Here is a 9759-nt window from a genome sequence, read left to right as displayed (position 1 = left end):
ATTCAAGCCGAAGCCTGCAACGGTGTAGATTTTGTCTACAGCTGCGTTCAGTGTTACAGTGGTGATCACAAGGCGTCACTCCTTTAGGAAATCAGCTTTAGTCCCAAAGCTGCGGCAAGAATCATGGCGATGAACAGGACACGCAATACGCTTTTTTGCTCACCGTACAAAAACATGCCTGTAATCGTGCTGCCTACCGTCCCGATGCCTGTCCATACCGCATAAGAAGTCCCCATAGGCAAGCTCTTCATCGCATAGCTGAGCAGCGAGAAGCTGAGGACGAAGGATAAGACCATCAGCATGAAAGCCTTCCATCCCTTGCCAACCGTAATTCCCTTCATGCCAATGACTCCGAATACTTCCGAACATCCCGCCATAACCAATGCAAGCCAAGCCACTATGCGTCACTTCCTTTCTGAGCATCGCGGTCAGTCACTAATTTCAGGCCAATGACACCTGCCAGCAAAAGTGCGATTAACAGCGTTTTGGACCATTGAAACGGTTCCCCGAATATCAGCATTTCACCTACAACGGTCCCGCCTGTGCCCAATCCGGTGAATACGGCATACACGGTGCCTACAGGCAGGCGGTTGGCAGCCTTTATAATCAAATAAAAGCTGGCCGCGATCGCCAGCACGGTTATCATCCAGGCGAGTACAGAATCCGCGTGCTTCAGACCCGATACCCATACGACCTCAATCAGGCCGCCGACAAAAACATAAATCCAACTGCGGTTCATGATGAACGTTCTCCTCTCTGCTTCTTCATGCTTCATGAGGTGGAATTAACGTAATCCCACGCCAAAAAATAGGCCACGCAGCGTTCAGTCTCCGGTGGTAGTTGATGCTTCCACTGTACAGCAGCTCCACCATGATTCCGTCCACCAATGTCATGTAGGCTAAAGCCATATCCACTGGCTCCATATGTCCAAAGGGTTCCCGATCCCGCGTATTCCGGATGCGGCGGGTCAATTTTCGCTCCATTTTGTCCAGAAAAGGATTAACAATATCCAGAACCTCGTTATACAAAGACACAGGCGGAAAGAAGGAAAAGCGAATCATAAACTTGGCGGTGTTGTTGTTCTCATATTCCTGTCCCATCCAAAACAGGAAGTCATGCAGTGTATGCTCCAGCGACTGATCCATGCGTTCCGTAAAGTATTCGAAAATACGTAAGTTCTGCTCTTGAAAAGCATATCTCGCCACCTGTAGAAACAGATCCTCTTTGCCTTGAAAATGCGCATATATAGACGGTTTTCGAATACCGACCTCACCGGCAATACTGCTCAAGGATGCTCCCTCATACCCAATGGTGGCGAATTGGAAAAGAGCAGCCTTTCGAATGTCTTCCATCCCCATTATTTTCACCTACCTAACGTTCGTTAGTTTATTCTTGCACGAAAAAAAATGAGTGTCAACCCCGTATCCTTTCATTTGTAAGGATTTTACAAGCTCTTCTTATGCTTTGCTTTTTTCCAGATTCATTTTTTATCATCAACTTTAATAAAAAAGTGGGAAGAAATAAGGGGCTCATGTACAATATAATGAAGAATACCTGTCAAATGCAGTCCACTGGAAGTGAGGTTGGCTATGAGGCGAAGTTTGCTGGCCGTGTTGATCGCGGTTTTAGTGTTTATTTTTTATTATTTTGGCTTGTTTAATTCCATCGGTACAAATGAAGGGACTGTCATCAGTATCTTTTCTACCCTGACGGTTATCTCTATCAGTCTGATTATTTTTTCGGAGAATCGCAATCCTTCCACTACGATGTCATGGATTTTGCTGCTGGCTTTGCTGCCAGTTGTTGGACTTCCTCTTTATTTTTTGTTTGGGCAAAATGTTTTCAAACGCCGCAAGTATGACAAAAAGGCATTGCGTGACCAGCAGGCTTACGAGCGGATTGAAAAGGATGCCATGCACGTCAAACGTGATCTGACCTGCTTTACAGATGAGCAGCAGCAGTTGATGCGTTTGACTCGCAGACTGGCCCGCTCCCCGATTTATTTTGCAACAGAAACTCAAATTCTGAACAATGGAGATGAAACCTTCTCCACTTTGCTGGAAGAGCTGCGTAAGGCGCAGCATCATATCCATATGGAATATTACATTTTCCGGTCGGATGATATCGGTACCAGCATTCAGAAAATTTTGATCGAAAAGGCGAAAACAGGCGTCAAGGTTCGGTTTATGTACGATGCGGTAGGCAGCATTCAGTTGTCGAAGGCATTTTTGAAGGAGATGAGAGATGCGGGAGTAGAGGTCGTTGCATACGGTGGCGCGCGGATTTTATTCTTCTCCAGCCGGGTAAATTACCGCAATCACCGTAAAATCGTGGTCATTGACGGCAATATCGGATTGATTGGCGGTCTGAATGTAGGGGATGAGTACCTTAGTCGCAATAAAGCCTACGGCTTCTGGCGTGACACGCACATGATTGTGAAGGGTGAGGCTGTGCGGACGCTGCAGCTTATATTTTTGCAGGACTGGCTTCATATGACAGGCGAATCGGTGCTGGATAAGGAATATCTGTCTCCCAATATTGAACCGATTACGGACGGAGGCGTGCAGATCATTGCCAGCGGCCCGGATAATGAGCGGAGAACGCTCAAAAATCTGTTTTTCTCCATGATCACGTCCGCTCGTAAGTCTGTCTGGATCGCCACTCCTTATTTCATCCCGGACGAGGATATTCTGACTGCACTGCGGATGGCTGCTCTATCCGGTCTGGATGTGCGCATTCTGTTTCCTGCGAAACCGGACAAGTGGCTGCCGTTTCTCGCGTCCCATTCATACTTCCAATCGCTGCTGGAGGTAGGGGTTAAGGTATATGAATATGAAAAAGGGTTTCTTCACTCCAAGCTGCTCATTGTTGACGGAGAGGTTGCGACCATTGGAACAGCCAATATGGATATGCGCAGCTTTCATTTGAACTTTGAAGTCAATGCCCTGTTGATCCAAACGCGCAGTGTACAGCAGATGGTGAAGGATTACGAACGGGACTTGAATTCTGCCAGCCTAATTGTGCGCGAGGAATTTATGAAAAAGCGTCTGTTCAAACGCTTGATGGAATCACTTGCCCGGTTGCTTTCACCACTCTTATAGGTGAGGGGAGCATGCCAGTATAAGATGTTTTTCCAAAAGGTTGAATGATCCTCGTAAGCCGCCAGATCCAGACTGTATTCTGCCCCTTGGTTATTCTATAGCTTATCAAAATAGGCCGCAACCTGTCGGGTCAGCTTGCTGTCCGCTGGAGCGGCCACCCACAATTCGTTTTCCAAATGATTGAGGACATATGTCCTTTATTGGAAGTCTGCCCTATACTTTAATATATAAAAACGTCATTTACATGGGGAGAATAACGATTGATGAGAGGAATTTTGTTTGCTTTTCTAGGAGGCGCTTGCATTACGCTGCAAGGGGTGGCGAATACACGAATTAGTCATGATATCGGTACATGGCAGGCAGCTACGGTTACTCAATTAACTGGCTTTATTTTGGCTGCCTTGGTCTGGATGGTTACACGGGACGGACGTGTGGCCGAAATGAAACAGGTAAAGCCGATGTATCTTTGGGGTGGCGCATTTGCAGCTATTATTATATTCAGTGAAGTTACGGCTATTCAGCATATCGGGGTAACGTTCACGATTTCGACTCTGTTGATTTCCCAGCTGTGTTTAACCTTCCTGGCAGATATCAGGGGATGGTTCGGTCTAGTGAAGCAAAAGATGAAGCTACCGCAATTTATAGGCATTGGTATGATGATCGCGGGTGTGATTATTTTGAAGCTCTAACTAGAACTTCATTCGTTATTCGTTGAAAAAGTCCAGAACGCAGAATTGAAGGTGAGCTTAGGAATGAGAGAAATTCAGGACCAGGAGCAACTGCAACATTTTTTGCACCTGCATCAGCTGGAATCCATACTCTATGAGCCACTGCGTCCTCATTTATCGTTGCATCGTTTGGAACAAGGGGAAAAGCTTTGTTCACAGGGGGATGCTATTGAATATCTGTACATATTGGTACAGGGCAAGGTCAAGATTTATACCAGCTCTACAGAAGGCAAGACACTGATCCTCTGCTTCAAAAAACCGATCGAAGTCATTGGAGATGTTGAATATATTCGCAGTAGTCACGTAATCAACACGGTAGAGGCAGTGTCTCCGATCTATGTGATCGGTATCCACCATCAATGGATGCATAAATACGGAAGAGACTATGCCCCTTTACTGCAATTTTTACTGGATGTTGTCACACGAAAGTTTTGCCTGGACTCCGACTTTTCCAATTTTAATCTCATGTACCCCGTCGAAGTCAGGCTGGCGAGCTACCTGCTATCCGTTTCTTTTGAGGAATCTGATTCCGCCTTTCATGAGGAATTACGGGTATCCAGTCTGGTAGATGTGGCCAATCTGATCGGAACCAGCTACAGGCATCTTAACCGAGTCATACGCAAGATGATTGAGGATGGATGGGTTGAGCGGACAAAAGGCTACATTGTCATTCGGGACAGACAAGGTTTAAGCGAGCTGGCAGGCCAGAATATTTACGAGTCTTTATAAACCAAAGGATTATCAGGGGAGAGTTGAAATCATGTTATTAGGGATTGTACTGGCGATCATTGCGGGTGCTTTGGTCAGTTTGCAAACGATATTCAACAACAAGGTGAATGAGCGGACAGGTTCATGGGCTACAACCACATTGGTACTGGGCACAGGCTTTCTGGCTTCCCTGCTCGGAAGTCTTATTTTTGAAGGGAAAAATACATTTACGTTGCAGCATATGCAGCTGTGGTACTGGTTCAGTGGAATGATTGGCGTCGGTGTCGTGTTCTGTCTGGTACAAGGGATGAAGCGGCTTGCCCCAACCTATGCAATCTCGGTTGTATTGACGGCACAATTAGGTACTGCTTTGTTGTGGGATTCGCTGGGGTGGCTGGGACTGGAAAAGATTCCGTTCACTTTCAACAAGCTGATCGGAGTACTGGTCATTATCGGTGGCATTCTGGTATTCAAGCTTGGCCAAGGTCGTACAAAGGAACAACCAGATAACATTACGCCTGTACCTGACTCACTGAAGGGATGAATTGAGGCAAGATGGCCTATATCTTGTGATGTATATATTTTTCCATCCATGATACAATGAAGATATCTTAAATTGACGTTTTTAAAGGCTCTGATATAGGAGACGATAAATAGATCGGTTACCGTGTTCGGGAACGGTCTTATTTGTGCTTCATGGCCCCGATACCGATAAACAGAGCGACTTGGATGAGGTGAAATATAGATGAGTAATGCAGAGCATAAAAAAGGACCACCTGACGGTTCCGGCAGGACTGGCTCCTTGTTGCCTGCCGCGCGGACAGGTGAACGGAAGATTGAGCACGTCCGTCTTTGTCTGCAAGAAGATGTGGCGGGGCAAGGCATCACCAGTGGACTGGAGCGGTATGCCTTTAAGCACTGCGCACTGCCTGAGCTGCATTTTGACGAGGTGTGTCTGAATACTGCCTTTCTGGGGCGCACTGTGCGCACACCGCTGCTCATAAGCTCCATGACAGGCGGCAGCGCTGAGACGGGAGCGATTAATGAGCGATTGGCAGAGACGGCTGAGAAGCGCGGCTGGGCGTTGGGCGTAGGTTCGGTACGGGCTGCGGTAGAAAGAGAAGAATTGGCTTCAACCTTTGCGGTTCGCCCTCTGGCGCCCAATATACCGATTTTCGCCAATCTGGGGGCGGTACAGCTAAACTACGGATTTGGTGTGGACGATTGTCGTCGTGCTGTGGAAATTGCCGGAGCTGACATGCTGGTATTGCATTTGAACGGATTGCAGGAGATTTTTCAACCCGAAGGGAATTTAGATTTCAGCGGTCTGCTTGGGCGTATTGAGGAGCTGTGTCGTCAGCTTTCAGTGCCTGTAGGAGTCAAGGAAGTAGGCTGGGGCATCGATGGCGAGACGGCCTCCAGACTATATGATGCGGGTGCAGCTTTTATTGATGTCGCTGGCGCGGGCGGGACAAGCTGGAGCCAGGTGGAAAAATTCCGCAATCCCGATCCTGTACGCCGTGCGGCGGCGGAAGCGTTTGCGGATTGGGGGAACTCCACCGCAGATTGCATCTTAGAAGTCAGAGCCGCTCAGCCCCATGGTGCTCTGATCGGCAGCGGTGGATTGAGAAACGGTGTCGATGCCGCCAAGGCCCTTGCTTTGGGCGCTGACATGGCAGGCTTCGGACGTTCCTTGCTCGGCTCGGCGGTCGCCTCCAGCGAGGCTTTGGAAGCCCGACTGGAGCAGGTGGAGCTGGAATTGCGTACAGTCATGTTTGGCATCGGAGCAGCTGGGATTGAAGGTCTTAAAGACACAACTCGACTAAGAAAGAAGGCGAACGGATGAGTGGATTTATCAGATTGGTTCCTATGAACGCAGAGCAGTATGAACGCTTTGAGCAGCGCTCGCTCGCGGATTACGCGGAGGAGAAAATCCAGGCAGGCACGTGGACGGTAGAAGAAGCGCCGGAACGGGCAAAGGAAAGCTTTGCAACATATTTGCCGCAAAGACTGGATACACCCCATGCTCACTTGTACATGCTTGAATATTCAGGTGGTACGGGTCAGAGCCCGGAGGAAGCGGGATATATCTGGTTCAACATTACAGAAGGTACGCAAGGCAAAGAAGCTTTTTTGCTGGATATTCTCGTTTACGATTCATATCAGGGGCGAGGTCTGGGTACGTTGACGATGGGGGCGTTGGAACAGGAAGCCCGCAAGCTGGGCGCGGTTCGCATCGGTCTGCACGTATTCGGGCATAACGAGCGAGCTTTGCATGTATATCGCAAGTCGGGTTATCGGGTTACGGATATCCAGATGAGCAAAGAAATTTAAACAGGGATGCAGCAAAATCCTAATTCCACAGCTGTATGCTTGCCCCATGTATAGGTTCTCCTATATAATGTGGGTTGGTAAACTAACAGATGGTATAACGCATATTTTATATAAACGGGAGTTGTTCTGATTATGGCTTTAAAAGCGGGGATCGTGGGCTTGCCGAACGTGGGCAAATCAACACTGTTTAACGCAATAACGCAAGCGGGGGCGGAATCCGCAAACTATCCATTTTGTACCATTGACCCTAATGTAGGGGTCGTTGAAGTACCGGACGAGCGGCTGGATAAGCTGACGGAGCTGGTTGTACCGAACAAAACGGTGCCGACGGCTTTTGAATTTGTTGATATTGCAGGACTTGTACGCGGCGCCAGCAAGGGCGAGGGTCTGGGTAACAAGTTTCTGGCCCATATTCGTGAAGTGGATGCAATTGTTCATGTGGTGCGTTGCTTTGAAGATGAGAACATTACCCATGTGGACGGCAAAATTGACCCGATCAGCGATATTCAGACCATTAATCTGGAGCTGATTCTGGCGGATATCGAAAGTGTAGACAAGCGCATTGAACGTTCCCGCAAAAACATGAAGGGCGGCAACAAGCAGTACGCCCAAGAGGTTGAAGTACTGGAACGGATCAAGGAATCGCTGTATGCTGACAAACCTGCGCGCAGCGTGGAACTGTCGGACGAAGATCGTCTCATTGTACGCGATCTCCATTTGCTTACGATGAAGCCTGTACTGTACGCGGCTAATGTAAGTGAAGACGGTGTAACAGAAGCTGACAGCAATCCATATGTGCAAAAGGTACGTGAATTTGCAGTCGCAGAAAATGCTGAAGTGGTACCGATCAGTGCCAAAGTAGAGTCTGAAATTGCCGAGCTGGAAGGCGAAGACAAGGCGATGTTCCTGGAGGAGCTGGGACTGGCTGAATCCGGTCTGAACCGTCTGATCAAAGCAGCTTACCGCTTGTTGGGACTGTATACGTACTTCACAGCAGGTGTGCAGGAAGTACGCGCATGGACTATTCACAAAGGAACAAAAGCACCAGGCGCTGCGGGCGTCATCCACTCGGATTTTGAACGCGGATTTATTCGCGCCGAGGTTGTATCCTACGATGATTTGGTCGCTGCTGGTTCTATGAACGGGGCCAAGGAACGTGGTCAGCTTCGTTTGGAAGGCAAGGAATATGTGGTGCAGGACGGAGACGTTATGCATTTCCGCTTTAATGTTTAGTATGCTTTTCAGCGTATAGTACTAGGTGTTGATATGCGAACATTTAGGTGATTGTACATGTCTTTCCTGCATGTACTTAATTAACTTGGTCGCTGCCTGTTCAGGGCGGCGGCTTTTTATTTGATTCGCATTTCTTTTCTTGGTTGAAAATTTGCCATTCAATTCATTCAGGATTTTGTGCATCCGACTCCAATGGATTTGCGGAATTTTGCAAAAATCCCAAATTAGCAAGTATTTATAGTAGCTAATTAACTGATTAGTTGTTATAATAAAGAGCTGTAGCCAGTGAATTTGATGCTGGTTCATATTAATTTAACTGAAGAGGTGAATCGCTTGTTGGACCGATTGCAATCATTGGCGGACCGCTACGATAAACTGAGCGAACTGCTCTGCGATCCGGATGTGGCGAACGATAGCAAGAAACTTAGAGATTATTCCAAAGAACAGTCTGATTTACAGCCTGCTTATGAAGCATATACCGAATATAAAACTGTCGTTGAAGAGCTGGACGCTGCTAAAGTCATGCAGGGTGAAAAGCTGGACGACGAGATGCGTGAAATGGTCAAAATGGAGATTGAAGAGTTGAGTGCCCGCAAGCGGGAGTTGGACGAGAAAATCCGTATTTTGCTGCTGCCAAAGGACCCGAACGATGATAAGAACGTTATTATCGAAATTCGTGGTGCTGCGGGCGGTGACGAGGCCGCACTGTTTGCAGCGGACTTGTACCGGATGTATACCCGCTATGCAGATACCCAAGGCTGGCGTGTAGAGCTGATGGATGCGAACATGAATGACCTGGGGGGCTTTAAAGAGGTTATTTTCATGATTAACGGACGCGGTGCATACAGCAAAATGAAATTCGAAAGCGGCGCACACCGCGTACAGCGGATTCCGACGACGGAATCTGGCGGACGTATTCATACGTCTACCTCCACGGTGTCTGTGATGCCTGAGGCAGAGGAAGTGGATATCGAAATTTTAGACAAGGATATCCGTGTGGATACTTTCTGCTCCAGCGGTGCGGGCGGTCAGTCTGTCAATACGACAAAATCCGCCGTGCGTGTGACGCATATGCCAACAGGCATTGTGGCGACCTGCCAGGACGGCAAATCCCAGAACTCTAACAAGGAGAAGGCGTTGCAGGTTTTGCGCGCCCGCATTTCGGATATGATGCGTCAGGAAGAGGAAGCCAAATATGCAGGCGAGCGCAAGAGCAAAGTAGGTACTGGGGATCGCAGTGAGCGCATTCGTACCTACAACTTCCCGCAAAGCCGTGTAACAGATCACCGGATTGGCTTGACTATGCACAAGCTGGATCAGGTGATGAACGGAGAGATTGAAGAGATCGTATCGGCACTTACGATTGCTGAGCAGGCTGATTTGATGGAACAAGAGGTTTAAGCCTTGGGACACGAACGTGATCGTGCATATCGAATGTCGCCGGATCGGAGTATAAGTATCAGAGAAGCCTTAGTTGAGGCTTCTTCTTTTTTAGGAGGCTGTGGCGTATTGGAGCCACAGCATAACGCCCGCCTGTTGCTGGAGCATGTGCTTGGGCTGGAAGGCACGGCCTTTTATGCTGCGCTGGCTGATCCATTCCCTGTCTCTGGCAAAGAGACGTGGGAAGAGGCCATAGCCCGCAAAGCAGCGGGCGA

At 48.3% G+C, this 9759-nt stretch carries 11 protein-coding genes and 1 pseudogene; 9 read left to right on the top strand and 3 right to left on the bottom strand.

The genetic code is table 11. The features are described from left to right. Positions 1-83: 83 nt before the first annotated feature. The 3 genes from WG8_RS23520 to WG8_RS23510 are packed head-to-tail and all read right to left on the bottom strand — an operon-like array spanning position 84 to position 1358. Positions 84-398 carry a DMT family transporter gene (locus WG8_RS23520; protein ID WP_007432777.1) on the bottom strand — a complete coding sequence of 105 codons (315 nt, stop codon included), beginning with the start codon at positions 396-398 and terminating at the stop codon, positions 84-86. Further along, a complete protein-coding gene (locus WG8_RS23515; protein ID WP_007432776.1) occupies positions 398-739 on the bottom strand; it encodes a DMT family transporter in 342 nt (113 codons plus the stop codon). The genes WG8_RS23520 and WG8_RS23515 overlap by 1 nt, the downstream gene beginning before the upstream one ends. Positions 740-764: 25 nt before the next feature. After that, complete coding sequence (locus WG8_RS23510; protein WP_007432775.1) at positions 765-1358, bottom strand: TetR/AcrR family transcriptional regulator; 594 nt, start codon at positions 1356-1358, stop codon at positions 765-767. A gap of 231 nt (positions 1359-1589) precedes the next feature. Between WG8_RS23510 and cls the strand changes: the two genes are divergently transcribed. The 9 genes and pseudogenes from cls to WG8_RS29135 form a co-directional block, all read left to right on the top strand. Then, the gene (cls, locus tag WG8_RS23505; RefSeq protein WP_043891362.1) at positions 1590-3101 is read left to right on the top strand and encodes a cardiolipin synthase; all 1512 of its coding nucleotides are present in this window, start codon (positions 1590-1592) and stop codon (positions 3099-3101) included. Positions 3102-3364: 263 nt separating this feature from the next. Continuing rightward, positions 3365-3790 carry a DMT family transporter gene (locus WG8_RS23500; RefSeq protein ID WP_007432773.1) on the top strand — a complete coding sequence of 142 codons (426 nt, stop codon included), beginning with the start codon at positions 3365-3367 and terminating at the stop codon, positions 3788-3790. Positions 3791-3853: 63 nt separating this feature from the next. Then, the gene (locus WG8_RS23495; RefSeq protein ID WP_007432772.1) at positions 3854-4558 is read left to right on the top strand and encodes a Crp/Fnr family transcriptional regulator; all 705 of its coding nucleotides are present in this window, start codon (positions 3854-3856) and stop codon (positions 4556-4558) included. Positions 4559-4589: 31 nt separating this feature from the next. After that, the gene (locus tag WG8_RS23490; protein ID WP_007432771.1) at positions 4590-5081 is read left to right on the top strand and encodes a DMT family transporter; all 492 of its coding nucleotides are present in this window, start codon (positions 4590-4592) and stop codon (positions 5079-5081) included. 201 nt (positions 5082-5282) lie between these two features. Next, positions 5283-6383 carry a type 2 isopentenyl-diphosphate Delta-isomerase gene (fni, locus tag WG8_RS23485; protein WP_007432770.1) on the top strand — a complete coding sequence of 367 codons (1101 nt, stop codon included), beginning with the start codon at positions 5283-5285 and terminating at the stop codon, positions 6381-6383. After that, positions 6380-6871, top strand: coding sequence for a GNAT family N-acetyltransferase (locus tag WG8_RS23480; protein WP_007432769.1), 492 nt, complete (start codon positions 6380-6382; stop codon positions 6869-6871). The genes fni and WG8_RS23480 overlap by 4 nt, the downstream gene beginning before the upstream one ends. A gap of 132 nt (positions 6872-7003) precedes the next feature. Continuing rightward, positions 7004-8104: a redox-regulated ATPase YchF gene (ychF, locus tag WG8_RS23475; protein ID WP_007432768.1), complete on the top strand. Its 1101-nt coding sequence runs from the start codon at positions 7004-7006 to the stop codon at positions 8102-8104. Positions 8105-8437: 333 nt separating this feature from the next. Continuing rightward, positions 8438-9505, top strand: a complete 1068-nt coding sequence (gene prfA, locus WG8_RS23470; RefSeq protein ID WP_043891363.1) for a peptide chain release factor 1 — start codon at positions 8438-8440, stop codon at positions 9503-9505. Positions 9506-9508: 3 nt separating this feature from the next. After that, positions 9509-9759 (top strand): annotated as a pseudogene (locus tag WG8_RS29135) (protein-(glutamine-N5) methyltransferase, release factor-specific); the annotation flags it as partial.

The sequence above is a fragment of the Paenibacillus sp. Aloe-11 genome (assembly GCF_000245715.1).
In the GTDB taxonomy this organism is placed as follows: Bacteria; Bacillota; Bacilli; order Paenibacillales; family Paenibacillaceae; genus Paenibacillus; species Paenibacillus kribbensis.
The sequence above is the reverse complement of the archived record's forward strand: the minus strand, read 5'-3'. Positions and strand labels throughout refer to the sequence as shown.

Coding starts and splice junctions, on each gene's coding strand:
- WG8_RS23480 (WP_007432769.1), top strand. CDS start 6,380: ATGAGTGGATTTATCAGATTGGTTCCTATGAACGCAGAGCAGTATGAA.
- WG8_RS23495 (WP_007432772.1), top strand. CDS start 3,854: ATGAGAGAAATTCAGGACCAGGAGCAACTGCAACATTTTTTGCACCTG.
- WG8_RS23515 (WP_007432776.1), bottom strand. CDS start 739: ATGAACCGCAGTTGGATTTATGTTTTTGTCGGCGGCCTGATTGAGGTC.
- WG8_RS23500 (WP_007432773.1), top strand. CDS start 3,365: ATGAGAGGAATTTTGTTTGCTTTTCTAGGAGGCGCTTGCATTACGCTG.
- WG8_RS23510 (WP_007432775.1), bottom strand. CDS start 1,358: ATGGGGATGGAAGACATTCGAAAGGCTGCTCTTTTCCAATTCGCCACC.
- WG8_RS23490 (WP_007432771.1), top strand. CDS start 4,590: ATGTTATTAGGGATTGTACTGGCGATCATTGCGGGTGCTTTGGTCAGT.
- fni (WP_007432770.1), top strand. CDS start 5,283: ATGAGTAATGCAGAGCATAAAAAAGGACCACCTGACGGTTCCGGCAGG.
- cls (WP_043891362.1), top strand. CDS start 1,590: ATGAGGCGAAGTTTGCTGGCCGTGTTGATCGCGGTTTTAGTGTTTATT.
- ychF (WP_007432768.1), top strand. CDS start 7,004: ATGGCTTTAAAAGCGGGGATCGTGGGCTTGCCGAACGTGGGCAAATCA.